Origin of the sequence: Paraburkholderia largidicola (genome assembly GCF_013426895.1) — a bacterium.
Lineage (GTDB): Bacteria > Pseudomonadota > Gammaproteobacteria > Burkholderiales > Burkholderiaceae > Paraburkholderia > Paraburkholderia largidicola.
In genome coordinates, this window is sequence record NZ_AP023176.1 from 827,366 (window position 1) to 851,838 (window position 24,473).

General features: G+C 63.4%; 19 protein-coding genes. 10 read left to right on the forward strand and 9 right to left on the reverse strand.

Translation table 11 applies throughout. The features are described 5' to 3' along the window. Positions 1-17 precede the first annotated feature (17 nt). Positions 18-941, forward strand: a complete 924-nt coding sequence (locus PPGU16_RS32435; protein ID WP_180727141.1) for an SMP-30/gluconolactonase/LRE family protein — start codon at positions 18-20, stop codon at positions 939-941. Here PPGU16_RS32435 and PPGU16_RS32440 read toward each other — a convergent pair. Next, positions 932-1,828 carry a LysR family transcriptional regulator gene (locus PPGU16_RS32440; RefSeq protein WP_180726803.1) on the reverse strand — a complete coding sequence of 299 codons (897 nt, stop codon included), beginning with the start codon at positions 1,826-1,828 and terminating at the stop codon, positions 932-934. The two genes, PPGU16_RS32435 and PPGU16_RS32440, sit on opposite strands and share 10 nt — an antisense overlap. A gap of 294 nt (positions 1,829-2,122) precedes the next feature. After that, positions 2,123-2,581: a hypothetical protein gene (locus PPGU16_RS32445; protein WP_180726804.1), complete on the reverse strand. Its 459-nt coding sequence runs from the start codon at positions 2,579-2,581 to the stop codon at positions 2,123-2,125. Between the two features lie 223 nt (positions 2,582-2,804). Between PPGU16_RS32445 and PPGU16_RS32450 the strand changes: the two genes are divergently transcribed. Both PPGU16_RS32450 and PPGU16_RS32455 read left to right on the forward strand, forming a co-directional pair. After that, on the forward strand, positions 2,805-3,053 hold the full coding sequence (locus PPGU16_RS32450) for a helix-turn-helix domain-containing protein (protein WP_180726805.1): 249 nt from the start codon (positions 2,805-2,807) through the stop codon (positions 3,051-3,053). Positions 3,054-3,055: 2 nt separating this feature from the next. Continuing rightward, positions 3,056-4,405, forward strand: a complete 1,350-nt coding sequence (locus PPGU16_RS32455) for a type II toxin-antitoxin system HipA family toxin (RefSeq protein ID WP_180726806.1) — start codon at positions 3,056-3,058, stop codon at positions 4,403-4,405. Positions 4,406-5,237: 832 nt separating this feature from the next. On the opposite strand, the gene glcF is transcribed toward PPGU16_RS32455, so the two are convergent. The 3 genes from glcF to glcD are packed head-to-tail and all read right to left on the reverse strand — an operon-like array spanning position 5,238 to position 9,050. Then, the gene (gene glcF / locus PPGU16_RS32460; protein WP_180726807.1) at positions 5,238-6,470 is read right to left on the reverse strand and encodes a glycolate oxidase subunit GlcF; all 1,233 of its coding nucleotides are present in this window, start codon (positions 6,468-6,470) and stop codon (positions 5,238-5,240) included. A 13-nt stretch (positions 6,471-6,483) separates the two neighbouring features. Then, positions 6,484-7,551, reverse strand: a complete 1,068-nt coding sequence (gene glcE, locus PPGU16_RS32465) for a glycolate oxidase subunit GlcE (protein ID WP_180726808.1) — start codon at positions 7,549-7,551, stop codon at positions 6,484-6,486. Next, entirely contained in the window at positions 7,551-9,050 is a 1,500-nt protein-coding gene (gene glcD / locus PPGU16_RS32470; protein ID WP_180726809.1) for a glycolate oxidase subunit GlcD, read from the reverse strand. The genes glcE and glcD overlap by 1 nt, the downstream gene beginning before the upstream one ends. A 220-nt stretch (positions 9,051-9,270) precedes the next feature. Between glcD and glcC the strand changes: the two genes are divergently transcribed. After that, on the forward strand, positions 9,271-10,050 hold the full coding sequence (gene glcC, locus PPGU16_RS32475) for a transcriptional regulator GlcC (RefSeq protein ID WP_224028441.1): 780 nt from the start codon (positions 9,271-9,273) through the stop codon (positions 10,048-10,050). A gap of 133 nt (positions 10,051-10,183) precedes the next feature. On the opposite strand, the gene PPGU16_RS32480 is transcribed toward glcC, so the two are convergent. Continuing rightward, positions 10,184-10,612, reverse strand: a complete 429-nt coding sequence (locus PPGU16_RS32480) for a hypothetical protein (RefSeq protein WP_180726810.1) — start codon at positions 10,610-10,612, stop codon at positions 10,184-10,186. Positions 10,613-10,794: 182 nt separating this feature from the next. Between PPGU16_RS32480 and PPGU16_RS32485 the strand changes: the two genes are divergently transcribed. After that, positions 10,795-11,661, forward strand: coding sequence for a 3-hydroxybutyryl-CoA dehydrogenase (locus tag PPGU16_RS32485; protein ID WP_180726811.1), 867 nt, complete (start codon positions 10,795-10,797; stop codon positions 11,659-11,661). Positions 11,662-11,687: 26 nt separating this feature from the next. Here PPGU16_RS32485 and PPGU16_RS32490 read toward each other — a convergent pair whose 3' ends face one another. Continuing rightward, positions 11,688-12,551 (reverse strand): GNAT family N-acetyltransferase, encoded by an 864-nt coding sequence (locus PPGU16_RS32490; RefSeq protein ID WP_180726812.1) that lies wholly within the window; start codon positions 12,549-12,551, stop codon positions 11,688-11,690. A gap of 484 nt (positions 12,552-13,035) precedes the next feature. On the opposite strand from PPGU16_RS32490, the gene PPGU16_RS32495 reads away from it, so the two are divergent. Continuing rightward, complete coding sequence (locus PPGU16_RS32495; RefSeq protein WP_180726813.1) at positions 13,036-16,239, forward strand: EAL domain-containing protein; 3,204 nt, start codon at positions 13,036-13,038, stop codon at positions 16,237-16,239. 160 nt (positions 16,240-16,399) lie between these two features. Continuing rightward, positions 16,400-16,579, forward strand: a complete 180-nt coding sequence (locus PPGU16_RS32500; protein WP_180726814.1) for a CsbD family protein — start codon at positions 16,400-16,402, stop codon at positions 16,577-16,579. A 39-nt stretch (positions 16,580-16,618) separates the two neighbouring features. On the opposite strand, the gene PPGU16_RS32505 is transcribed toward PPGU16_RS32500, so the two are convergent. Together PPGU16_RS32505 and PPGU16_RS32510 are read right to left on the reverse strand one after the other, a co-directional pair. Then, a complete protein-coding gene (locus tag PPGU16_RS32505; RefSeq protein WP_180726815.1) occupies positions 16,619-17,929 on the reverse strand; it encodes an MFS transporter in 1,311 nt (436 codons plus the stop codon). 171 nt (positions 17,930-18,100) lie between these two features. Beyond that, the gene (locus PPGU16_RS32510; protein ID WP_180726816.1) at positions 18,101-19,183 is read right to left on the reverse strand and encodes a tartrate dehydrogenase; all 1,083 of its coding nucleotides are present in this window, start codon (positions 19,181-19,183) and stop codon (positions 18,101-18,103) included. A 108-nt stretch (positions 19,184-19,291) separates the two neighbouring features. Between PPGU16_RS32510 and PPGU16_RS32515 the strand changes: the two genes are divergently transcribed. The 3 genes from PPGU16_RS32515 to nirB all read left to right on the forward strand — a co-directional run bounded on the left by PPGU16_RS32515 (position 19,292) and on the right by nirB (position 24,450). Continuing rightward, positions 19,292-20,212, forward strand: coding sequence for a LysR family transcriptional regulator (locus tag PPGU16_RS32515; RefSeq protein WP_180726817.1), 921 nt, complete (start codon positions 19,292-19,294; stop codon positions 20,210-20,212). A gap of 340 nt (positions 20,213-20,552) precedes the next feature. Continuing rightward, positions 20,553-21,854, forward strand: coding sequence for an MFS transporter (locus PPGU16_RS32520; RefSeq protein WP_180726818.1), 1,302 nt, complete (start codon positions 20,553-20,555; stop codon positions 21,852-21,854). Between the two features lie 34 nt (positions 21,855-21,888). Then, positions 21,889-24,450 carry a nitrite reductase large subunit NirB gene (gene nirB, locus PPGU16_RS32525; RefSeq protein WP_180726819.1) on the forward strand — a complete coding sequence of 854 codons (2,562 nt, stop codon included), beginning with the start codon at positions 21,889-21,891 and terminating at the stop codon, positions 24,448-24,450. Positions 24,451-24,473: the final 23 nt, after the last annotated feature.

Sequence of the window (24,473 nt, forward strand, 5' to 3'; positions counted from 1 at the left end):
GTGTGAGGAATTCAATGATGGAGAGCAGCGTCCGCATCCTGGCTGAAGGACTGAAGTTTCCCGAAGGGCCGGTGGCGATGGCCGATGGCTCGATCGTACTGGTCGAGATCGAACGCGAGACGATCAGCCGCGTGGCGCCCGACGGCACGGTGAGCGTATTGGCGGAGGTGGGCGGCGGGCCCAACGGCCTGGCGTTGGGCCCGGATGGAGCCTTCTACATCTGCAACAACGGTGGCTTCCTGTTCCGCACCGTTGCCGGGCTGAATCGCACCAGACCGGGCGTGCACCCGCGTTATACCAGCGGGCGCATCGAGCGTTTCGATCCGCGGACGGGCACGCTGACAACGGTGTACGACCGCTGCGGCGACTACCCGCTATGCGGTCCCAACGACATCGTGTTCGACCACGATGGCGGCTTCTACTTCACCGACTTCGGCAAGAACCGGCTGCGCGACCGCGATCATGCGGGGCTCTATTACGGGCGAGCCGATGGATCGATGATCGTCGAAGTGGCCTATCCGCTCACGACGGCCAACGGGGTCGGGTTGTCGCCAGACGATAGCGTTGTCTATGTGGCGGAGACGGAGACCGCGCGCCTATGGGCGTTCGATCTTGAAGCGCCCGGCAGGGCGCGCAAGCATCCGTATCCCTCGCCGCACGGTGGTCGTCTGGTCTGCGGGCTGCCCGGCTACCAGCGCTTCGACAGTCTGGCCGTGGACGCAGAAGGAAATATCTGTGTGGCCACACTGGTCACGGGCTGCATCACGGTGGTTGCGCCCTCCGGCGAGGTGCTTCGACAGGTCATGGTGCCCGATGGCATGGTGACCAACATCTGCTTCGGCGGCGCGGATATGAAGACGGCTTACCTCACGCTGTCGGGTACGGGGCGTCTCGGAACGCTGCCCTGGCCGCAAGCGGGATTGAGGCTGGCTTATTCCTGACGGCTGCGTGCGAGCAGGTGCGTGAGAAATAGCTGGACGGGCGCGGGGAGCGATTCGGCCTCGCGCACGCAGATCTTCCAATGCCGTTCGGCCCAGGCTTCGTCCAGCTGCACGGCGACCAGCGGTCCCGAACTGACATAGCGCTCGGCATGATGCTCAGGCACCAGCCCGATGCCGAGGCGCGCTTCGACCATGCTTCGCACCGGCTCAAAGCCGTTGACCCGGATCGACAGCTTGAGCGGGTGGTCGAGGTCGGCCGCCGCGCGCAACACCAGCGAATTCAGATAGCTGCCGGCTTGAGGACCCACCAGCGGGTACTCGGCCACCTCGCGGAATTTCACTTTCCCTGCGTGACTGAGCGGGTGGTCGGGCGGCATGATGACCACCAGCCGGTCGCTGTGATAGGGAAACACCTGCAGGCCGGCGGTCACGGTCGTGCCGCCGAACACGCCGATGTCGGCCGCGTTCTCGGCCACGGCGCGGACCACGGCGGGGCTCAGGCTTTCCTGCAGGTCGATGCGCAGGCCCGGATGCAGCGCCAGGAAGTCGCGAATGTCATTGGCGATGTACTGGACGATGGTCGAGAGGCTGGCATGTAGCCGGATCTGTCCACGTACGCCTTCGGCATGGTCGAGCAACTCGCTTTCCATCTGCTTGACGTCGCGCAGCAGCACACGGGCGTGCTGCAAGAGGGAGGTGGCCGCGACCGTCAGTTCGAGCCCCTTGTTGCTCCGCACAAAGAGGGCGGTCTTCAGGGTGTCTTCCAGATGGGACATGCGCTTGCTGAGCGCCGACGGCGCGATGTTTTCGGCTTCTGCCGCGCGGGCAATACTGCCGTGCTCGCAGACGGCGACAAACAGTTTCAGCGACTGGAAATCGAAACGCATTGAATCTCCGGACGCGCGGTCTTCTTGCCGCGCCACTTGTTATGGCGGAAAGCGAGTATGCACGGGGCGCCTGGCATGCGGGCGGTTCTGTCGTCTACAACTGTGCCGGTTCGCGCGCGGGTCGATGCCGTTTTCCTTCAGCCGCGCTCGCTGGCGCCGGTTATCGACGTAGAAGCAAACGACAACGGCGATGGCAGGAACAGGCGGCTGGCCAACGTCATGAAGCAGCACTCAGGCTCCCGCCGCGCAGACGCATGCGACCACAGCCAGGTGCGGGCTGGTCGGTCATCCGGTTCACGCCGCCACCTTCGCCGAACGAGAAGCGTGAAGTGCATACACGATACGCCCGGGCCTGTCGACGACGACTTCGGGATGCTGTCTGAGAAACGCGTACATCGTAGCGGGAATCGACACGCCGGTGCGTCGCGCCCACTCATGGATAGACCACATGGCGCTGGTGGACTTGACGCCGACCATCGATGCGTTTGTCGCGACGACCAGACTCCCGATCACCGCGCCGACATAGAACGCTGCGGAGAGGCCGCCAACGACGCTGAGCCCTTCCAGTCCCGTCGTGGCACCGATGATCGCGGCCAGGGTCGTGCCCGTACCGACCGATTGAAATGCGTCGAGCAGGGCAGTCACGTTTGCGGTTGCCGTTTGCACCGTTCCGAAGAGACGCGTGGGTGCAGGCAGGCCGAGCGCGGCCATGTTCTTCTGGAAGGCGGTTGCGAAGTCGGGACATGTCGGCATCGGTAGGTCCTCGATGGGGAACGCAGCAGATTATAGATGGCTGTCGCCATTCCGATTCGTCATCCTGTGGCCAGGTTTCGTTTGTCGCTCGCGGTGACAGGCTCCCGGTAGCGCTTCTGTCAGTCACTGCTCCTTACCCGTCACACAACTAACTTGCAAATACCCGCCACACGCGTAAAATACATTTACCTGCCAAACAGGTAACCCGTATAGGCGTCCCGCGATGAAACGCACGTTGCTCAATCCGCACCAGCTTGGCCAGATCCTGCGCACTGCACGGCGCGCCAGAGGGCTTTCGCAGGCCCAGGCGGCGTCGCGCGTGGGCTTGAGCCAGAGCCGGCTCTCCGCGATGGAGCTCAATCCCGACTCGATCACATCGGAGCAGCTTTTTGCATTGCTGGCCATGTACGGCCTCGAGCTGACTGTGCAGACACGTCCCGCCAGCACGGCGCCGATGCAGCAGGACTGGTAGCCATGGGCCGCCCGTCTCATGCGCGCGCGCTGTCGGTGTGGACCAATGGTCTGCGGGTCGGCACATGGCGTATACCATCGCGCGGCGACATGGAGTTTCAGTACGACCGCGACTGGATGGCGTCGCCTGCGGGGAGGCCGCTGTCGCTCTCGCTGCCGTTCGGCATCGACGATGCGCCATTGCGCGGCGAACGTGTGCGCAACTATTTCGACAATCTGCTGCCCGACAGCGAGCCGATCCGGCGGCGTCTGGCCACGCGTTTCCGGACAGCCACCGCCGACGCCTTCGACCTGCTCGAAGCGATCGGCCGTGATTGCGTGGGTGCCGCGCAACTGCTGGCCGAAGATGCGCAGCCGGAAGGCTTCGACCGAATCGAAGGCACGCCGATGTCGGACGACGAGATCGCCGAGATGCTCGCGCGCACGGTTGCATCGGGCGGGCCGGGGGCGGGGCGCGACGACGAATACGACGACTTCCGCATCTCGCTCGCGGGCGCGCAGGAAAAGACCGCGTTTCTATGGCACAAGAAAAAGTGGATGCGCCCACACGGCGCAACGCCCACGACACACATTTTCAAGCTGCCGCTCGGACTCGTCGGCAACAAGAAAGCGGACTGGACGACGTCCGTCGAAAACGAGTGGCTCTGTCTCGCGCTGTTCAGGGCGTACGGCTTGCCTGCGCCGAATGCCGACATCCTGAACTTTGGCGAACAGAAGGTGCTGGCCGTCGAGCGATTCGATCGCCGGCTGCATCCTTCGAAGAAATGGATTTTGAGGCTACCGCAGGAGGACTTCTGCCAGGTGCTCGGCAAGCCTTCGCATCAACGATACGAAGCGGACGGCGGCCCGGGCATGATCGACATTGCGGGCGTGCTGCGCCAATCGGAGCGACCCGACGCCGACCTCGAGACCTTCCTCAGCGCGCAGATACTGTTCTGGATGCTCGCCGCGCCGGACGGCCACGCAAAGAACTTCAGCGTGCACCTGATGCCGGGCGGGCGGTACGCGCTGACGCCGCTGTACGACATCATGTCGATCTGGCCGGTCGAGGGCGACGGCGGCAACCAATGGTCGTGGCATAAGGCGAAGCTCGCGATGGCGGTGGCCGGTAAGAACCGGCACTATCTGATGAAGGATATCCAGCGGCGCAATTTCAACGCGATGGCGGCGCGGTGTTTCTATGGTGCTGACGCCGAGCCGCTGATAGGGCGATTGATCGATGCAACGCCGGTTGCGATCGAAACGGTAGCGGCAGCGCTGCCTGTGGGTTTCCCGGAGCGTGTGGCGGAACGCATTTTCAACGGGCTGAGGACGTCGGAGGAACGGCTTGCCGCGATGGCTCCGGGTGTCTGAGCGTCTGAGCGACGCGGAGGTGTGAAGTGTGGTTTGCTTGTGTTTGCGCTGGCATCCGCGTGATGTTATTGGTTTGCTAGCGTTGCCCCTGTGCGGGGCGGCACCTACTTTTCTTTGCCGCCGCAAAGAAAAGTAGGCAAAAGAAAGCGGCTCACACCGCCAGTTCTAGTGTTTGCCTGAGGGCCCCCACAGGTTCTTACGCTTCACACGGCAGCCACGTGACCCATGCTCGTTGCCAGCGCTCTTGCAATGCGCCTCACCCGCTTCATGCTCCCGAGTTGCAGCATGCCGTGCCAGACAGTCCACGGCCGCCCAGGTGGCAAACTGTGCGTAGGCCCCGGTACTCCCCACGCCTCGCTTCGGACCGATAGCGCACGCGCCCCACACTGTAAGAGCACCAGGCTATACGACGCGACAGCCTACACACAGTTTGCCACCTGCGCGGCGCATACCATTCGCTGACGCTTGCCTTGGTACGGGTATTTGAAGTGGGTGAGGCGCTCATTCGAAGCGTTGGCAACGCACGCGAACAGAAATGTTGCCGTGTGAAACGTGGGGACGTTGGGGGCCCGTGGACAGGAACATGGGCTGGCGGTGTGAGCCGCTTTCTTTTGCCTACTTTTCTTTGCGGCGGCAAAGAAAAGTAGGTGCCGCCCCGCACAGGGGCAACGCATGCGAACCAATAACATCACGCGGATGCCAGCGAAAACACAAAACGCGGATGCCAAGGCAAAGACAAAAAAACCAAACCGCTTGCGCAACAACCACCACCTCGCACCGGAGGCGCACGCCTAAACCCTATCAACAGGGCGTAGCCAGAAAACCAAACCCCTCACTCATCGAGCGCCTCCTCGACCAGTTCAATCCAATGCCGCACATGCGTCTTGCCAGCCCCATCCAGATGCACCTGACAACCGACATTCGCGGTCGCGATAACATCCGGCTTACCACTCTCAAGCGCCGCGATTTTATTGTCCCGCAACTTGATAGCAAGTTCAGGCTGCGTAATCGAATACGTCCCCGCCGACCCACAGCACAGATGCGCATCAGGCACAGCAGCAAGATCGAACCCTAACCGCGACAGCACACTCTCGACCGCGCCACCAAGCTTCTGCGCATGCTGCAACGTACAAGGACAATGAAACGCAACCCGCTTCGCAACAGCACCATCAGCAGCCTGCAAGACATCGAGCGGCTCCTCAGCCAGCACCTCGACAAGATCGCGCGCCAGCGCGCTAACCCGCGCGGCCTTCGCCGCATACAGCGGATCATTCCGCAACAGATGCCCATATTCCTTCACGAACGCGCCGCAGCCGCTGGCCGTCTGCACGACTGCTTCAGCACCGGCTTCGATCGCAGGCCACCACGCATCGATATTGCGCCGCGCCCGATCAAGCCCGGCGTCCTGCGCATTCAGATGATAGTCAGTCGCCCCGCAACAAGCCGCTTCACGAACAGACGTCACGCTAATCCCAAGCCGATCGAGCACCCGCGCCGCAGCCGCATTCGTATTCGGCGACAGCGAAGTCTGCACACACCCTTCGAGCATCAGCACACGACGCGCATGACGCACCGCAGGCCGCGCCTTCGCTGGCACGGCAGCACGCGCCGGAATCTTCGCCTGCACGCCAGCAGGCAACAGCGGCCGCACCACGCGCCCACTCTTGAGCAGCACATCGAACACAGCAGGCCGTGGAATCACCGCACGCAAGCCCTTGCGCATCAGCCGTTCGCCGACCGGCCGCTCCACGCGCCGCTCGAGTTCGGCGCGCCCGATATCGAGCAGCCGGTGATACGTGACGCCCGACGGACACGTCGTTTCGCAATTCCGGCACGTCAGGCAGCGGTCCAGATGCAGTTGTGTCTTGTCGCTGACAGGCTCGCCTTCGAGCAACTGCTTGATCAGATAGATACGCCCGCGCGGTCCGTCGAGTTCATTACCGAGCAGCTGATACGTCGGGCACGTCGCATTGCAGAAGCCGCAATGCACGCACGAGCGCAAGATGTCTTCCGCTTCCGCTGCATCGGGCAGGGCTTTCGCGTGAGAGTCGAGATTCGTTTGCATGATCGCGCTCGCTTCAGAGGTCGGCGTACAGCCGGCCGGGGTTCAGCACGCCATTCGGATCGAGGCGGCGTTTCAATTGATGCTGATAGCGCAGCAGCGGCGCGGCGAGCGGCTGGAACGGCTCACGTTCGGACGACGGCGTAAAGCAGGTCGCATGACCGCCTGCCGCATGCGCGAGCTGACGGATTTCGGCGGCGGACGCGTCGCTCTTCACCCAGCGCTGCGCGCCTGCCCAGTCGATCAACACGTCGCCGGGCAATTGCATCAACGGCGTGGCATTCGGCAGCGACACACGCCACAACGGACGCGTGTCAGCAAAGAACGGCAACCGATGATCGCGCAGCGCATCCCAGAACGCGCAGTCGATTTCGTCGCCGCCGATCCGGTCGACGGCCGACTTCACTGATCCGCTTCCGCCTTCCAGCCGCACATACAGCCTGCCATCGACATAACATGCGCCGCTCACGGGCAGCGCGGCCTTGCGCCATGCCGACAGTTCGCGCAAAGCTTCGTCGGCGCCGAGCGTGAGCGCGAAGCTGCGGCGCTCGCGCGGCTTCGGCAGCACTTTCAGCGACACTTCCGTCAACACGCCGAGCGAGCCGAAACTGCCCGCAAGCAGACGCGACATGTCATAGCCCGCGACGTTCTTCATCACCTGGCCGCCAAAGCGCAGATGATCGCCGTCGCCCGTAATCACACGGCAGCCGAGCACGAAGTCCCGCATCGATCCCGCCCAAGGACGGCGCGGACCTGACAGGCCAGTCGCGACCGCACCGCCAAGCGTGCCCTTGCCATCGAAAAGCGGCGGCTCACACGGCAGCATCTGATCGGCGTCGTCGAGCGCGGCATTCAGTTCGACGAGCGGTGTGCCGGCGCGCGCGGTGATCACGAGCTCGGTTGGGTCATACGTGACGATGCCCCGATGCGAGCGCGTGTCGAGTTCTTCGCCCTGCACATCGCGGCCGAGAAAACGCTTGCTGTCGCTGCCGCGAATGCGCAACGGCGTATGCTGTGCGATCGCGTGCTGCACTTGCGCGACGAGGCGCGCGCTGTCGTCCATCGAATCGAATTCGCGTCGCATCAGAAGCGCTCCAGTTCGGGAAACGGCAGCTTGCCGTGATGGATATGCATCGCGCCATGTTCGGCGCAGCGATGCAGCGTCGGAATGTTCTTGCCGGGGTTGAGCAAGCCGTCGGGATCGAAAGCGGCCTTCAGCGAATGGAACAGCGTGAGTTCCTCGCTGCTGAACTGCACGCACATCTGATTGATCTTCTCGCGTCCGACGCCATGCTCGCCGGTGATGCTGCCGCCCACTTCGACACACAGTTCGAGAATCTTCGCGCCGAGCGTTTCGGCGCGTTCCATTTCGCCGGGCGCATTGGCGTCGAACAGGATCAGCGGATGCATGTTGCCGTCGCCCGCGTGGAAAACGTTCGCGACGCGCAGGCCGTATTCGTTCGACAGGTCCGCGACGCCGCGCAGCACGCGCGCGAGTTCGCGGCGCGGAATCGTTCCGTCCATGCAGTAGTAATCGGGTGAAATGCGGCCCACGGCAGGAAACGCATTCTTGCGACCAGCCCAGAAGCGCTGGCGTTCGGCTTCGTCCTTCGCGATGCGGATGCCCGTCGCGCCCGCGTCGCGCAGTATTGCGCCCACGCGATCGCAGTCTTCCTGTACGTCCGCTTCCGCGCCGTCGAGTTCGCACAGCAGGATCGCTTCGGCGTCGACGGGATAGCCCGCGTGGATGAAGTCTTCGGCGGCGCGGATCGCGAGGTTGTCCATCATTTCGAGGCCGCCCGGAATCACGCCCGCGCCGATGATCTGCGCGACGGCCGCGCCCGCTTTCTCGACATCGTCGAAGCTCGCGAGCAACACCTTCGCGCTTTGCGGTTTGGTCAACAGCTTGACCGTGACTTCCGTGACGACGCCGAGCATGCCTTCGGAACCCGTCAGCAGCGCGAGCAGATCGAAGCCGGGCGAGTCGAGTGCTTCGGAGCCGATCGTCAGGCGCTCGCCGTCGATGGTCAGCACGTCGAGCTTCAGGATGTTGTGCACGGTCAGACCGTATTTGAGGCAGTGCACGCCGCCCGCATTTTCAGCGACATTGCCGCCGATCGAGCAGGCGATCTGCGACGAAGGATCGGGCGCGTAGTAGAGGCCGTGAATCGCAGCCGCCTGTGAGATCGCGAGATTGCGCACGCCGGGTTGCACGCGCGCAATCGATGCCTCGGGGTCGATGTGCAGGATGCGGTTGAAGCGCGCCATCACGAGCAGAATGCCCTGTTCGAGCGGCAGCGCGCCGCCCGACAAACCCGTGCCCGCGCCGCGCGCGATGACAGGCACCTTGCGCGCAGCCGCGAATTTCAGCAGCGCCTGCACCTGCTCGATCGAATCGGGCAGCGCGACCATCATCGGCTTCGTGCGATATGCCGAGAGTCCGTCGCATTCGAATGGACGCAGATCTTCGTTGTCGTGCAGCAGTTGCATGGAGGGCACGAGACCCTGAAGCCCGGCGACCAGCGCGGCCTTGTCATGCGAGGGAAGCGGGCCGTCGATCCGTTCGTCGTACGCGTAGCTCATGGTGTGTCTCCGTGGGCGCAGGTGCTATGTCGTGCGCCGCTTATCCGTGTTGCCGCCGATTGTTCCCGTTTCGTGTTGCCCTGTCGATGGACGCAACGAGTGGTCGTACCAGTTTCTTGATTTCAAAAAAACCTCGTAGAACCCGTTGAATGAGGCGTGGAAAGGGAATTGGCGCTATCATCGACCCCATCCAGAACCCGTTCCAGAAGTGGTCATACCAGTGATTTCAGACCCGGAAAACCCCGCCAAACAGTCCGATCGCAAGATTGCCGATGTGGTCGCGGAGCGCATCGAAAGGCTGATCGTCGACGGCGTGTTGAGATCGGGGCAGGCGCTCCCATCGGAACGTCGCCTGACGGACAAGCTCGGCGTATCGCGCACCGCATTGCGCGAAGGGCTGAAGCTGCTGCGCGCGCGGGGCATCATCGAAACGGCGCACGGCAAGGGCTCGTTCGTCGCGAACCTGACTGCGCAGCCGCCGCAGTCGCCATTGATGCATCTGCTCGCGTCGCAGCCGCGCACGCTCTACGACCTGTTCGAAGTGCGCGGCATGCTCGAAGCCGAATCGGCGCGTCTGGCCGCGTTGCGCGGCACGCCCGCCGATTACATGATGATCACGCGCCGCTACGAGGACATGCTCGCCGCGCACCATGCCGACACCGACCCGGCGACGCATGCGCGCCTCGATCACGCGTTTCATCTTGCGATCTGCGAGGCGTCGCACAACCCGGTGCTCGTGCATACGCTGCGCTCGCTGACGGAGTTGCTGCTCAGTTCGGTGTTTGCGTCCGTGAACAATCTCTATCACCGGCAGCCGCATCGCAAGCGGATCGACCGGCAGCATGCGCGGCTCTACAACGCGGTGACGGGCAAGTTGCCGGAGCAGGCGTATCGGGCCGCCGCAGATCATATCGACGGGGTGCGCGAAAGCCTGCAGGAAATCGAACAGGAAGAGCAGCGGCTGGTGCGCGCGACGCTCAGGCTCGAAGGGTGGAAGTAAGCGCTCGTTGCTTCGGCGCTTTTTTGTTCAGGCAAAAACGCAACTACCAGTCTGTCGCGTTCGGCCTCGGCCAACGCCTTCGGCGGCAACTTCGGTTCCGCAAAAGGAGGGCGGAGCGTACCGCGGAAAATCGCTACTGCGCCTTTTTCTTCCGCGACGAAGATTTCATCTCGATGACATCGGGCGACCGCTTGCGCTTGCCGGGCAGCACGCCCATGCGCGGGTCGCGCTCGCGTGCAAGCGCGACCATCTCGTGCGCAACCGTTTCGAACTCGGGATGCGTCTGCGACACATACAGCCACTTGCCGAGCACGGGATGCGGCGCGAGCACAGGGAACTCATCGAGCAAACCCGCTTGCCGGTCATGCGACGTGCACACCACCAGTCCGTTCCACGGTTCATTGCCGCTTGCCACCGCGAGATATAGCAGGCCGTCGAGATACGCCGCCTGAAAGTTGAAGAATCGTTCCCGCGAGTATTCGGGGTCTCGTTCGAGAGGTTCGAAGATCCACACGAGCGGGTTTTCGCGCTTGCGTTTCGGGTTCAGTTCGACCGGCTGCATGACAGGGCCTTCAATAGAATTTTTCCGATGATATATCCAGCGGCTGGGTCCGGCAGGCGGGCCGTGCGACAGGTTGCCACCCGTTTTTCACACGTCATTGCGTCAGAAACAGGTATCGTATCGCCTATGGTGCAGTGCAGCGCATCGATAGAACTTGCACAAATCAGGAGAAAGGAGCGGCAATGGCAAACAGAATCGAGACAATCGGCATCGTCGGCGCGGGCACGATGGGCAACGGCATCGCGCAGGTGTCGGCGGTGGCAGGGCTGAAGGTCGTGCTGATCGACGTGACGGACGCCGCGCTCGAAAAGGGCGTCGGCGCGCTCACGTCGAGTCTCGCGAAGCTCGTCGAGAAGGGCAAGATCGAAGCGGCGGCGCGCGATGCGGCGCTCACGCGCATCGAGACGTCGACCGATTACCAGCGGCTGTCGGGCGTCGACCTCGTGGTCGAAGCGGCGACCGAAAACGCCGAACTGAAAATTCGCATACTGCGGCAGATCGAATCGGTCGTAAGCGGCGAGACGATCATCGCATCGAACACGTCGTCCATTTCGATTACCGCGCTGGCCGCGACGCTCGGCAAGCCGGAGCGTTTCGTCGGCATGCACTTCTTCAACCCGGTGCCGTTGCTGCCGCTCGTCGAAGTGATTCGCGGCGTGCAGACCAGCGACGACACGGCGGCCGCCGTGCGAGAACTGACCGAGCGTCTCGGCAAGACGCCCGTCAGCGTGAAGAATGCGCCGGGCTTCGTGGTGAACCGCATTCTCGTGCCGATGATCAACGAGGCGTTCTTCGTGCTGGCCGAGGGGATTGCGACGGCGGAAGAGATCGACGCGGGCATGCGTCTCGGCGCGAATCATCCGATCGGGCCGCTCGCGCTCGCGGACCTGATCGGGCTGGACGTGTGTCTGTCGGTGATGGATGTGTTCCTGAAGGATTTCGGCGACTCGAAGTATCGCGCGTGTCCGCTATTGCGCGAACTCGTGGCGGCAGGCCGTCTGGGCCGCAAGACGGGACACGGCGTATATCGCTACGATCCGAAGCATTGATGCATCGCGCGGCGTGCAGTCGTGGATCAACCCAGTTCGAACGACGTGACGCCATAGAGCCGCGCAAGCGGTATATCCGGCGCGCGCTTCGTGTACATGCGCGCCGTTTCGAACACGCTCGTCAGGCGATGCCGCTCGGCGAGCGCGACGGCGGCTGTGTTGAGTTCGGACACGTCGAGCGCGACGGTCTCGCCGGGACAACGCGCGACGAGCGCAGTGAACAGGGCCTCGGCGGTTTGCGCGTCGTCGGCGAATAGCGGACCGATCTTGCGTCCTTCGCGGCATCGGCGCAGCACGCCGTAGCCGCGCATCTGGCCGTCGCCGACGCTTGCGAGCGCGACGGCATCCGGTTGATCGATCCATCCGCGCAGAAAGATGTCGCGCGGCGCGGGAAAGAACCGCCCGTCATACGAGGCGAGTTTGTCGAAAGGCAACTGGCGCGCATCGGCGAGTGAAGCGTTGTTCGATGCGTCGACCTCGGCCACACCCTGAAAGCGGATGTTCCGGTACGCGAGCTGAAATCCCGACTTCCTGTAATTCGGCTGCTGCGCAACTACGCCATCCAGTCCGACATTGCGCTTGCCGAGATACGCGATGCCATGTTGCCAGATGCGCAGGCCGAGTCCCTTGCCGCGAAACTCCGGCTTCACGATATAGAGCCCTATGAAGCCGAAATGCGCGTCATAGGCAACAGCCGAAATCGAGCCGACCGGTTCGCCATGCAATTCGCCGATGAAGAACCCGTCCGGGTCGGCGGTGCGAAAGCAGTGCGCGTCGTGCAAGCCTGGATTCCATCCTTCGCGCGCGGCCCATTCGATGGCGAGATTCACTTCATCGGCGGTCATCGTGCGAACGATGAAGTCGCGCGTTGCGTGCGTCGCTTCGCTCATGATGTCTCCTTGTCGCAGCCGGGTGCTTCCGCTCACATGCGAACACATATCATGCAACCAAAAGCGTTTTTACGTTCGCGCGAAACCCGTTGCGGCGTCGTGAACGCGCGAACGTCACGATCGAATATGAACGGTTGATGCATATCTGTCTCGCGTTGCGCATGGAGGTTCACGTGCTGGCAAAGAACTGGTTCGTTGGATGCACGGACCACCTCTTGCATATGCACGACGCTGCTCAGATAACACGCGTGACGCGTGACATACGTTGGTGCGAATCCAGCCGAAAGCCCTTGTTCTCTGCACCTGCGCGCGGCATTCGCGCACCGTCGAAGGGATTATTCAGCAAACGCTAAAGTCGCGATACGATGCGCCGATAAGCCGTAGTGGCGAGCGGCCTGATCGAGGCGCGGGCCCGTTTTTCACCTTCCACTGACCGGGAGTGATGTGTGACTCGTTCGATGTCGTACGCGATGGCGCGCATGCCATGAAGCGCAATCCATTCTTCCGTCTGCTTGCGCGTCTGCGCGTGGGCCGCAAGCTGCTGCTGATCTATCTGCTTGACTTGACGGCCGTGGTGTACATCAGCGGCATCCTGATTCACGAGAAGTACATTTCGATCGACTTCTCGAACAAGGAGATCGTCGGTAACGCGTATATCGGCACGGTCCGCGATGCGCTGATCGACGTAGCGATGGCGGGCGCGGGACAGCGTCCGCCCGCCGGGCGCCTGAACAATTCGCAGGCGGATCTCGCCAGCACGGAAGCACGCTACGGCGCACATCTGGAAAGCGCCGCGCTGAACACGCGCGTGCGCGCCGCGCTGGACGTGCTGGCGCGCGAGGCGCAGCCCACTGCCGCGCAAATCAACGAAGCGCTCGAAGCATGCCGCGAGCTCGTGACACGCGTCGGCAATCAGTCGAACCTGATTCTCGATCCTGACCTCGACAGCTACTACGCGATGTCGCTGTCGATCCTGCGCTATCCGGCGCTGCTCGAATCGGTGAACCGGATTGGCCGGCAGTTACACGAAGGGCACGAAGGCTTGCACGCCGTGCGCTCGCACGACGAATTGCGCACGCGCTATCTCGTGCTCGAAGGGCAACTCGATGCCGTGCTGCAAGGTTTGCGCTCCGACTTCTCCGAAGCGGGTGCGGCCAATCATGCACTCGACTCGACGCTCGGGCCGTCGATGGCGCGCATGCTCACGGCCGTCGAATCGTACCGGCACGCGGCGCGCATCATCATCGACAGCAACGGCGAGGTCGATCCCGCACTGCTGTCGATCGTCGACGTGCAACAGCAGACACTCGTAGCCAGTGTGCAGGACACATGGCGCAGCACGGCGGATCAGCTCGACGGCCTGTTGCACGCGCGCGTGCGCGGCCTCTTCTCGCGCATGTGGCTGCATCTGGGCACGGCGCTCTTCCTGTTGTGCAGCATTCTCGGCATGGTGTATTTCGTCGCGCAGCAGATCTCGCGGCCGCTGCGGCAGCTGGCGCGCGTGATGGACACGGTGCGCCGGACGGGCGATCACACCGTGCGCGCGAGCTGGCACAGCCAGGATGAAATCGGCCAGCTGGTGCGCGGCTTCAACGAAATGCTCGAGCAGCTCGATCGCGAGCGCGACGTGCAGAAGGAACTCGCGGCGACGGCGCGTGCATCGGCCGCGCAGCATGCGCTCGTCGAATCGACACCCGTGCCGATGATGGTGACGGCCGTGCCCGGTCATGAAGTGCTGCACGCGAACCAGCCCGCGTTGTACTGGCTCAACGGCTGCACGACCGACCCATGGGCGTTTGGCCTCGATTCGTCGGTGCGCGCGCGCTTTTTCCAGCAGTTGTCCGACCGCGACGCCGTCGACGAATTCGAAGTGCGCTGGAAAGCGAGCACCGAACCGACGTGGGCCATGCTGTCCGCGCGGCGTCTGAACTTCCAGGGCCGCGACGCCGTGCTGACGGCCTTCACGCCGATCAACCAGATCAAGCTGATGGAGCAGCGGCTCGAACTGTGGGCGAAGGTGTTCGAGGCATCGTCCGAAGCGATCCTGATTCTCGACCAGGAGCGGCGACTGCTGACGGCCAACGCGTCGTTCTATCGCGCGACGGGCTATCGCGCGGAAGATATTGCGGGCAAGCCGCCCGCGTTCATCGTTGCGGGCGCAACGGGCGGCGCGGTGATCACGGCGCTCGCGACGCTCGTCGACCGCTCCAGTTCATGGAACGGCGAAGCACAGATCAGGCGGCGTCAAGGTGGCGATTATCCGGCGTGGCTGATGATCAGCGCAGTGCGCGATAAACGCGGCAATGTTTCGCACTATATCTGCACACTGATCGACATCACGGATCGCAAGAAGAGCGAGGCGCGCATCGAGTTTCTCGCCGAGCACGACGTGTTGACCGAACTGCCGAACCGCGCGCTCTTCACGAAGCGGCTGGGCGTGGCACTCGAACATGCGAAGCAGCATCAGCAGCGGGTGGCCGTGCTTTTCATCGACCTCGACCGCTTCAAGGACATCAACGATTCGCTTGGCCATCATATCGGCGACGGCTTGCTGCGTTCCGTATCGCGGCGTCTCGTGCAGGCCGTGCGCAGCAGCGATACCGTGAGCCGTCTGGGCGGCGACGAGTTCACGATGATTCTTTCCGACGTGGGCAGCGCGGCCGATGTCGCGCGCACCATCGACGAACGTCTGCTGCCGCTCGTGCGCGAGCCGCATGCGATCGGCGGCGTCACGCTGCAGGTTGCGTGCAGCGCGGGCGTGGCGCTCTATCCCGACGACGGCACGGACATCGAGACGCTGATGCAGAACGCCGATGCCGCGATGTATCAGGCGAAGGCTGCGGGGCGCAACCTCGCGAAGTTCTTCTCGCCCGATATGGCCGAGCGCGCGCGTCAGCGCCTTGCGCTCGAAGCCTGCATGCGTACGGCCATCGAGCGGCACGAATTGCGGCTGGCGTTTCAGCCCTGTCTCGATGCGCAAACGGGCGCGCTCGTCAGCGTCGAAGGCTTGCTGCGTTGGAGCCATCCGCAACTGGGCGCGGTGACGCCCGCGCAGTTCATTCCGATTGCCGAAGAGACGCGGCTGATCATTCCGATCGGCGCATGGGTGATCGACGAAGCGTGCCGGCAGCTCGCGCGCTGGCGCAAGGACGAGTCGAGCGAGATGGGCGAGTTGCGCATGTCGATCAATCTGTCTGCGATCCAGTTGCGCGACGCGGATATCGTCGATACGTTGCGGCGCAGTCTCGCGACGCATGGTGTCGCGCCGCAGCGGCTGGAACTCGAAATCACCGAGACGGTGTTGATGGATAGCGCGGAGAACTATCTCGACGCGATTCGCGCGATACGCGCGCTCGGCGTGAAGCTGTCGCTCGACGACTTCGGCACGGGCTATTCGAGCCTCAGCTATCTGAACCGTTTCCCGCTGGATCGATTGAAGATCGACCGGGCGTTCGTGCGCGACATGCTCGATGCACCAGCCGATCTCGCCGTCATCAAGGCGATCATCGAGCTTGGGCATGAACTGGGTCTGCGCGTGGTCGCAGAGGGCGTCGAAAACGAGGACGAAGCGAATACGCTGCGCAGCATCGGTTGTGATGAATTGCAGGGATTCCTGTACTCGCCGGCGATATCCGCCGACGAACTCGAGGCATGGGTCGCGCAGCGGGTTGCGGCGGATGTCGAATGATGCGCGGAATAGCGTGCGTATAACTTACCTGTGCGTTGTCATGAAGACGCGTGCGCGACGGGCCTGAAACGCGCTATGCCCCGACAACAAAGCGCTGGCGCGTGAATTGCGTGTCTGTAACTCCGATGGCGCCTATGCGCCAATCGACAGGGAGAGCGACATGAACCGCGATCAGGTCAAAGGTGTTGCGCAGCAGGTGAAGGGGAAGGTCAACGAAGTCGTCGGCAAGGTGACGGGCAATCGCACGCAGCAACTGAAGGGCGATTTGCAACAGGCGACTGGCACGGCTCGCAAGGCATTCGGCGACGGGAAGGAGAAAATCAGAAGGATGGGCCGGTGACGTTTCCGCCGCGCCGGCCCGTGTTCATTTAAAGAACCATCAATGATCGTGCCGCATGCAGGCCGCTGCAGGTTGCTGCGCGGCCTTGCGGCTCAGCATCAGCGTGACGACGGCCGACACGGCCAGCGTCGCGCCGACCACGTACAGGCCCGCTGCATATCCGCCCGTCACGTTCTTGAGCCAGCCGATCGCAAACGGTCCGACGAAGCCGCCCAGGTTACCGACCGAATTGATCATCGCGATACCCGCTGCCGCGCCCGCGCCGGAGAGGAACATGCTCGGCATCGCCCACAGCGGCGCCTTCGCCGCGCTGATGCCGACATTGACGACCACCAGTGCAAGCACGATCATGAGCGCCGTGCCCGCCTGACCGGCGAAGATGAAGCCGACACACGCCAGCGCGCAAGGAATCACGACGTGCCACGTGCGCTCTTCCGTCCTATCCGAGTGCCGCGCCCACAACACCATCGCGATCACTGCCAGCACGCTCGGAATGCCCGTCAGCAGGCCCGTTTGCAGCGCGCTGAATCCATACTGGCGGATGATGAGCGGCGCCCACAGGCCCAGCGTATACAGGCCTGCTGACGTGCCGAAGTAGATCAGCGCGAGTGCGAGCACACGCGGATCGCGCAGCGCGCTCAGCGCGCCTGCCGTATGTCCCGAGTGACCCTTGCGCTCGTCGGCTTCGGCCTTGAGTTTCGCGATCAGCCATTCGCGCTCGTCGTCCTTCAGCCAGTGCGCTTTCGACGGCGTGTCGGTCAAGAACTTCAATACGACGAAGCCGAGCACGACGGCAGGCACGGCCTCGATGATGTAGAGCAATTGCCAGTCGGAGAGACCGAACATCGGCGGCAACTGCATGATCGCGCCGGAGATCGGCGAGCCGATGGCCGTCGAGATCGGCGCGGCGGCCATGAACCATGCAGCGGCGGCAGCGCGTTGCTTGCCCGGAAACCACAGGCTCAGATACAGGATGATGCCCGGAAAGAAGCCCGCTTCCGCGACGCCCAGCACGAAGCGCAACACGTAGAAGCTGGTCGGTCCCGTGACGAACGCCGAAGCCGCTGACACGATGCCCCACGTCACCATCACGCGCGCGATCCAGATCCTGGCGCCGACCCGATGCAGGATCAGATTCGACGGCACTTCGAACAGAAAGTAGCCGATGAAGAACAGCCCACCGCCGAGGCCGAATGCCGTCGGCGACAGGCCGATTGCCTTGTTCATCGTCATGGCGGCGAAGCCGACGTTGACGCGATCGAGAAAGCTGACGAAGTAGAGCAGCATCACGAACGGAATGATCCGTAACATCAGCTTGCGCGCTACTCGCGATTCGAGTTCGGGTTGCATGTGTCTCCTCCTTGGAGGTTGAGCCGGGCTGTGCCGGACAATCCAGGCTTCACGCGTTGTCTGCCGTTTGCGGGTCAGTTGTCGTTGTGTGCGTGAAGCCTTTGGGCGCGTTTTTCGCTGCGCCCGGTGTCGCGGCGGCAGGAGCCGCGCGACCACGGAACTGCATCTGCGTTATGCGGCGACGGCTACCTTTTCGACGAGCGCGCACACGGCTGCCGTCACTTGCGCCGTCGTTGCCTTGCCGCCGAGATCGCCCGTATGCAGCGACGGGTCCGCGGTGACGGTTTCGACTGCGCTCATCACGCGCTTCGCCGCTTCGAATTCACCGAGATGCTCGAGCAGCATCACGACCGACCAGAACGTGCCGATCGGATTCGCGAGGCCCTTGCCCATGATGTCGAATGCCGAACCGTGGATCGGCTCGAACATCGACGGATAGCGGCGCTCCGGGTCGATGTTGCCCGTCGGTGCGATGCCGAGGCTGCCCGCCAATGCGGCGGCGAGGTCGCTCAGGATGTCGGCGTGCAGGTTGGTCGCGACGATGGTGTCGAGCGATGCGGGGCGGTTGATCATGCGCGCCGTCGATGCATCGACGAGTTCCTTGTCCCATTTGACGTCGGGGAACTCCTTCGAAATCTGCAGCGCGATTTCATCCCACATCACCATGGCGTGACGCTGTGCGTTGCTCTTCGTGATGACGGTGAGGAGCTTGCGGGGGCGCGACTGCGCGAGACGGAACGCGAAGCGCATGATGCGCTCGACGCCGGCGCGCGTCATGATGGAGACGTCGGTGGCGGCTTCGATGGGATGGCCCTGATGCACGCGACCACCGACGCCCGAATATTCGCCTTCGGAGTTTTCGCGGACGATCACCCAGTTCAGCTCTTCGGGCGTGCAGCGCTTCAACGGTGCGTCGATGCCGGGGAGAATGCGCGTCGGCCGGACGTTCGCGTATTGATCGAAGCCCTGGCAGATTTTCAGGCGCAGGCCCCACAGCGTCACGTGATCGGGCACGTCGGGGTCGCCTGCCGAGCCGAACAGGATCGCGTCCTTGTTGCGGATTGCGTCGAGGCCGTCGGCGGGCATCATCACGCCGTGCTCGCGGTAGTAGTCGGCGCCCCAATCGAAGTTCTCGAACTCGAATCTGAAGCTGTTGCTGCTGCGCGCCAGCGCTTCCAGCACTTCCTTGCCCGCCGGCACGACTTCCTTGCCGATGCCGTCGCCGGGGATCGTCGCAATGGAATAGGTCTTCATGTCTCGCTCCTTCAATTGATATGGAATGGAACTGACTGTACCCAACTGGAAGCGCTGTAACCGGTGCTAAACTCAAAGCATCTTTAACTTAAATTCACAAATAGAGCAGTGACCGACACCGTTCAACCGACCGATCTGAGCTTTTTCTCGACGCTTGCCGCGTCAGGCAGCCTGAGCGCGGCGGCGCGCGAACTGGGTTTGACGCCCGCGGCCGTGAGCAAGCGTCTGACGCAGATGGAGCAGCGCGCGGGCGTGCCGCTCGTGAACCGGACGACTCGCCGGATGATGCTGACGCCCGAAGGCGAGGTCTATCTGGAGCACGCGCGGCGAATACTCGATGAGATCGACGCGCTGTCCGAGCTGCTGGGCAGCGCGAAGAAGAGTCCGAAGGGACTGTTGCGGGTGAACGCGACGCTTGGTTTTGGGCGCAGTCATGTCGCACCGGCGATCTCGCGCTTCGTGCACCGCTATCCGCAGGTCGCGGTGCAGTTGCAGCTGTCCGTCACGCCGCCGCCGCTCACCGACGACGCGTTCGACGTCTGTATCCGCTTCGGCGAGCCGCCCGACACCCGCGTCGTCGCGCGGCGGCTTGCGCCGAATCGCAGACTGCTATGCGCGGCGCCTTCGTACATCGCCGAGTATGGGATGCCGCTCACGCCGCATGAACTGGTCAGGCATAACTGCATCGGCATACGGCAGGGCGACGAAGCGTATGGCGTGTGGCGGCTCGCGACGGGACGCGGCGCTGCGCGCAAGACAGAGGCGGTGCGCATCAACGGCAATCTGACGACCAACGACGGCGAGATCGCGGTGAAGTGGGCGCTCGAAGGGCACGGTGTTCTGATGCGTGCGGAGTGGGACGTCAACGAATATCTTGCGGATGGGCGGCTCGTTCAGGTGCTGCCGGGGTATGAGACGCCGGGCGCCGATATTTTTGCGGTGTATTCGCAAAGGCATCAGATGTCGGCGCGGATCAGGACGTTTGTCGATTTTATTGCGGGGGAGTTGAGGGAGGCGCGGGAGGGGTGACGGTCGTGCCACCAATACCGTGCATCACACGATTGATCCGCACGCAAAGCACGCCCACAGTGCTGCGCTGCACCAGCAAAGTGCCATCGAGCCTCACCATGAATCAGTGAGCAGCCTCGCGGTAGACCTGGAAAAACTCCGGCAAACCCAAGCCAGAAAAGCCTTAGCACCAACATCAACCCGCATGGCACACACCTTGCCTTTATCACCCCACAGCGGCTCAACGACGAGCCGCAAAGCAGCATCCCCCAAGTACTGACGAATTTTGGACAACGGCGTCCCCTGAATCTGGTCTCGCACCCGATTCGCGGGACGCCGTAGTCGTTTACAGGCCCGGAACATGACCGACAAAGCCACATCGATCGATCTGCTGAACTGGCGCACGCCCGCCATGCGCGCTTTCCACTTCGCGTGGATGGCGTTCTTCGTCTGCTTCTTCGCGTGGTTCGCGTGCGCGCCGCTGATGCCGCTCATCAAGCAGGAGTTCCACCTCACGGCGGATCAGGTCGCGAACATCAACATCGCCGCCGTATCGATCACGATTCTCGTGCGTCTGATCGTCGGTCCGATGTGCGATCGCTTCGGTCCGCGCAAGGTCTACGTCGCGTTGATGGTGGTCGGTGCGTTGCCCGTGCTCGGCGCCGCGCTCGCGCACAGCTACACGATGTTTCTGTTGTGCCGGCTCGGCATCGGCGCAGTCGGCGCGAGCTTCGTCATCACGCAATATCACACCTCGGTGATGTTCGCGCCCAACGTGGTCGGCACCGCGAACGCGACGAGTGCAGGTTGGGGCAACGCAGGCGCAGGCGCTGCACAGATGCTCGTGCCGCTGATGCTCGCTGGGGCCGTCGCGCTGGGCGCGAGCAACGCCGACGCATGGCGTCTGACGCTCGTGCTGCCGGGCATCGCGATGCCCATCATGGCCGCGCTCTACTGGCGCTTCACGCAGGATTGCCCGCAAGGCAATTTCACGGAACTGCGCGCACGCGGCATCGCCATCGATAGCGGCAAGAAAGGCGGCTGGGCGAGCCTGCTCGCGGCATCGCGCAACTATCGCGTGTGGATGCTGTTCGTCACCTACGCCGCGTGCTTCGGCGTCGAGGTGTTCATCCACAACGTCGCGGCCATCTATTACGTCGATCACTTCCAGCTGTCGCTGCGCGACGCCGGTCTCGCGGCGGGCAGCTTCGGCCTGCTCGCGATCTTCGCGCGCCCGCTCGGCGGTCTGCTGTCGGACTGGGGTGCGAAGCGTCGCGGACTGTCCGCACGCTCCATGCTGCTGTTCGCACTGATCGCCGGCGAAGGCGTGGGCCTGCTTCTGTTCTCGCAGGCAAGCCACGCGGCGCTCGCCGTGATCGCGATGCTGCTGTTCGGGCTCTTCACACACATGGCGTGCGGCGCGACCTACGCGCTCGTGCCGTTCATCGACCGCAAGGCGCTTGGCGGCGTGGCGGGCATCGTCGGCGCGGGCGGCAATGTCGGCGCGGTGGCGGCGGGCTTCCTGGCGAAGGGCATGGGCGACCTGCATCAAACCCTGCTGACGCTCGGCGGCTTCGTCAGCGCGTCCGCGATCTGTGCGATCGCCGTGCGCTTTTCCGCCGAACACACTGCTCGCGATACCGCACTCGGTGCAACGAATTAAATCAATGAATCCCCTCTCTGACAGGATCGGCGACATGAAAGTCATCGTTATCGGCCACGGCATGGTCGGCCACAAACTGCTCGAATGCCTCGCGGAACAAGCCACGGCGCGCCTCGACATCACCGTGCTGTGCGAAGAGCCGCGTCCCGCTTACGATCGCGTGCATCTGTCGGAGTTCTTCTCGGGCAAGTCCGCCGACGATCTGTCGCTGGTCGAACCCGGCTTCTTCGATCGCGACGACATGGTGCTGCGCCTGAACGCGAAGGCCGTGTCGATCGATCGCGACGCGCACACGGTGACGACCTCGACGGGCGAAACGCTTTCCTACGACAAGCTCGTGATCGCCAGCGGCTCGTACGCATTCGTGCCGCCCGTGCCGGGCAAGGATCGCAAGGACTGCTTCGTCTATCGCACGATCGAAGACCTCGAAGCGATGCAGGAATGCGGCGCGCGCTCGAAGACGGGCGTCGTGATCGGCGGCGGCCTGCTCGGTCTGGAGTGCGCGAAGGCGTTGCGCGACCTGGGCCTCGACACGCATGTCGTCGAATTTGCGCCGCGCCTGATGGCCGTGCAAGTGGACGACGGCGGCGGCAAGATGTTGCGCGGCAAGATCGAAGAACTCGGCGTGACCGTGCATACGCAAAAGAACACGCTGGAAATCGTCGATGGCGAAGACGGCACGCACCGCATGCAGTTCGCCGACGGCAGCCATCTCGACACCGACATGATCGTGTTCTCGGCAGGCATCCGTCCGCGCGACGAGATCGCGCGTGCCAGTGGCCTCGCGGTCGGCCCGCGCGGCGGCATCGTAATCGACAACCACTGCCGTACGAGCGATGCCGACATCTACGCAATCGGCGAATGCGCGCTGTGGAACGGCCAGATTTTCGGCCTCGTCGCGCCGGGCTATGAAATGGCGCGCGTGACGGCGAAGCAGTTGCTCGGCGAACCGGACGCCGCGTTCGCGGGCGCCGACATGAGCACGAAGCTCAAGCTGATGGGCGTCGATGTGGCGAGCCTCGGCGATGCACATGGCGCGACGGCGGGCAGCCGCACGTATCAGTTCAGCGACGAACGCAAGCAGGTCTACAAGAAGCTCGTCGTGTCCGACTGCGGCAAGTTTCTGCTCGGCGGCGTGATGGTCGGCGACGCGAGCGAATACGGCACGCTGTTGCAGATGATGCTGAACCGCATCCAGTTGCCGGAATCGCCGGAATTCCTGATCCTGCCGCAAGCGGACGGCAACGCGAAGCCCGCGCTCGGCGTCGATGCCTTGCCCGAAAGCGCGCAGATCTGTTCGTGCAACAACATCTCGAAGGGCGCGATCTGCGCGGCCGTTTGCGCGGGCGCGACGACCATCGGCGACCTGAAGAGCGCGACGAAGGCGGGCACGTCGTGCGGCGGCTGCGTGCCGCTCGTCACGCAGGTGATGAAGGCCGAGATGAAGAAGCAGGGTCTCGCCGTCAACAACCATCTGTGCGAACACTTTCCGTTTTCGCGCCAGGAGCTGTATCACATCGTGCGCGTCGAGCGTATCGAGACCTTCAGCGCGTTGCTGAACAAGCATGGCCACGGCCTTGGCTGCGATATCTGCAAGCCCGCTGTCGCCGGCATTCTCGCGTCGTGCTGGAACGAGTTCGTGCTGAAGAAAGAGCACGCCAGCCTGCAGGACACCAACGACTACTACCTCGCGAACATCCAGCGCGACGGCACGTATTCCGTCGTGCCGCGCATGCCGGGCGGCGAAGTGACGCCGGACGGTTTGATTGCCGTCGGTCAGGTCGCGAAGAAGTACGGTCTCTATACGAAGGTCACGGGCGGGCAGCGCGTCGATCTGTTCGGTGCGCGCGTCGAGCAGTTGCCGTTGATCTGGGAAGAGCTGATCGCGGCGGGCTTCGAATCGGGCCACGCGTATGGCAAGTCGCTGCGCACGGTGAAATCGTGCGTGGGCTCGACGTGGTGCCGTTACGGCGTGGACGATTCCGTCGGCCTCGCGATCGATATCGAGAACCGCTACAAGGGCCTGCGCTCGCCGCACAAGATCAAGTTCGCGGTGTCGGGCTGCACGCGCGAGTGCGCGGAAGCGCAAAGCAAGGACGTCGGCATCATCGCGACGGAAAAGGGCTGGAATCTCTACGTGTGCGGCAACGGCGGCATGAAGCCGCGCCATGCCGAACTGATCGCGTCGGATCTGGACCGCGAAACGCTGGTCCGCTATATCGACCGCTTCCTGATGTTCTACGTGCGCACGGCCGACCGGCTGCAACGCACCAGCGTGTGGCGCGAGAACCTCGAAGGCGGCCTCGACTATCTGCGCGACGTCGTCATCCACGACAAGCTCGGTATCGCGGCGGAACTCGAAGCGGAAATGCAGCACGTGGTCAACACCTACGAATGCGAATGGAAGAAGGCCGTCACGGACCCCGAAACGCGCAAGCGCTTCCGTCACTTCGTCAACAGCGACAGCGCCGACGACAACGTCAGCTTCGTGCCGACGCGCGGCCAGATCCGGCCCGCCACGCCCGACGAGCGCCAGCGGCCCGTGCGCATTCCCGTCGTCGTCGAGCAGTCGACGGAGCCGGCAGAAACGGTTTGACCCAGAGCACCTACGTCACTCAT

Bases quoted from the DNA above. Each gene is read 5' to 3' on its own strand.
- nirB (WP_180726819.1), top strand. From the start codon at position 21,889: ATGAAAGTCATCGTTATCGGCCACGGCATGGTCGGCCACAAACTGCTC.
- PPGU16_RS32445 (WP_180726804.1), bottom strand. From the start codon at position 2,581: ATGCCGACATGTCCCGACTTCGCAACCGCCTTCCAGAAGAACATGGCC.
- PPGU16_RS32505 (WP_180726815.1), bottom strand. From the start codon at position 17,929: ATGCAACCCGAACTCGAATCGCGAGTAGCGCGCAAGCTGATGTTACGG.
- glcE (WP_180726808.1), bottom strand. From the start codon at position 7,551: ATGCGACGCGAATTCGATTCGATGGACGACAGCGCGCGCCTCGTCGCG.
- PPGU16_RS32490 (WP_180726812.1), bottom strand. From the start codon at position 12,551: ATGAGCGAAGCGACGCACGCAACGCGCGACTTCATCGTTCGCACGATG.
- PPGU16_RS32435 (WP_180727141.1), top strand. From the start codon at position 18: ATGGAGAGCAGCGTCCGCATCCTGGCTGAAGGACTGAAGTTTCCCGAA.
- PPGU16_RS32450 (WP_180726805.1), top strand. From the start codon at position 2,805: ATGAAACGCACGTTGCTCAATCCGCACCAGCTTGGCCAGATCCTGCGC.
- PPGU16_RS32495 (WP_180726813.1), top strand. From the start codon at position 13,036: ATGAAGCGCAATCCATTCTTCCGTCTGCTTGCGCGTCTGCGCGTGGGC.
- PPGU16_RS32480 (WP_180726810.1), bottom strand. From the start codon at position 10,612: ATGCAGCCGGTCGAACTGAACCCGAAACGCAAGCGCGAAAACCCGCTC.
- PPGU16_RS32510 (WP_180726816.1), bottom strand. From the start codon at position 19,183: ATGAAGACCTATTCCATTGCGACGATCCCCGGCGACGGCATCGGCAAG.
- glcD (WP_180726809.1), bottom strand. From the start codon at position 9,050: ATGAGCTACGCGTACGACGAACGGATCGACGGCCCGCTTCCCTCGCAT.
- PPGU16_RS32485 (WP_180726811.1), top strand. From the start codon at position 10,795: ATGGCAAACAGAATCGAGACAATCGGCATCGTCGGCGCGGGCACGATG.
- PPGU16_RS32520 (WP_180726818.1), top strand. From the start codon at position 20,553: ATGACCGACAAAGCCACATCGATCGATCTGCTGAACTGGCGCACGCCC.
- PPGU16_RS32500 (WP_180726814.1), top strand. From the start codon at position 16,400: ATGAACCGCGATCAGGTCAAAGGTGTTGCGCAGCAGGTGAAGGGGAAG.
- PPGU16_RS32440 (WP_180726803.1), bottom strand. From the start codon at position 1,828: ATGCGTTTCGATTTCCAGTCGCTGAAACTGTTTGTCGCCGTCTGCGAG.
- glcF (WP_180726807.1), bottom strand. From the start codon at position 6,470: ATGCAAACGAATCTCGACTCTCACGCGAAAGCCCTGCCCGATGCAGCG.
- PPGU16_RS32455 (WP_180726806.1), top strand. From the start codon at position 3,056: ATGGGCCGCCCGTCTCATGCGCGCGCGCTGTCGGTGTGGACCAATGGT.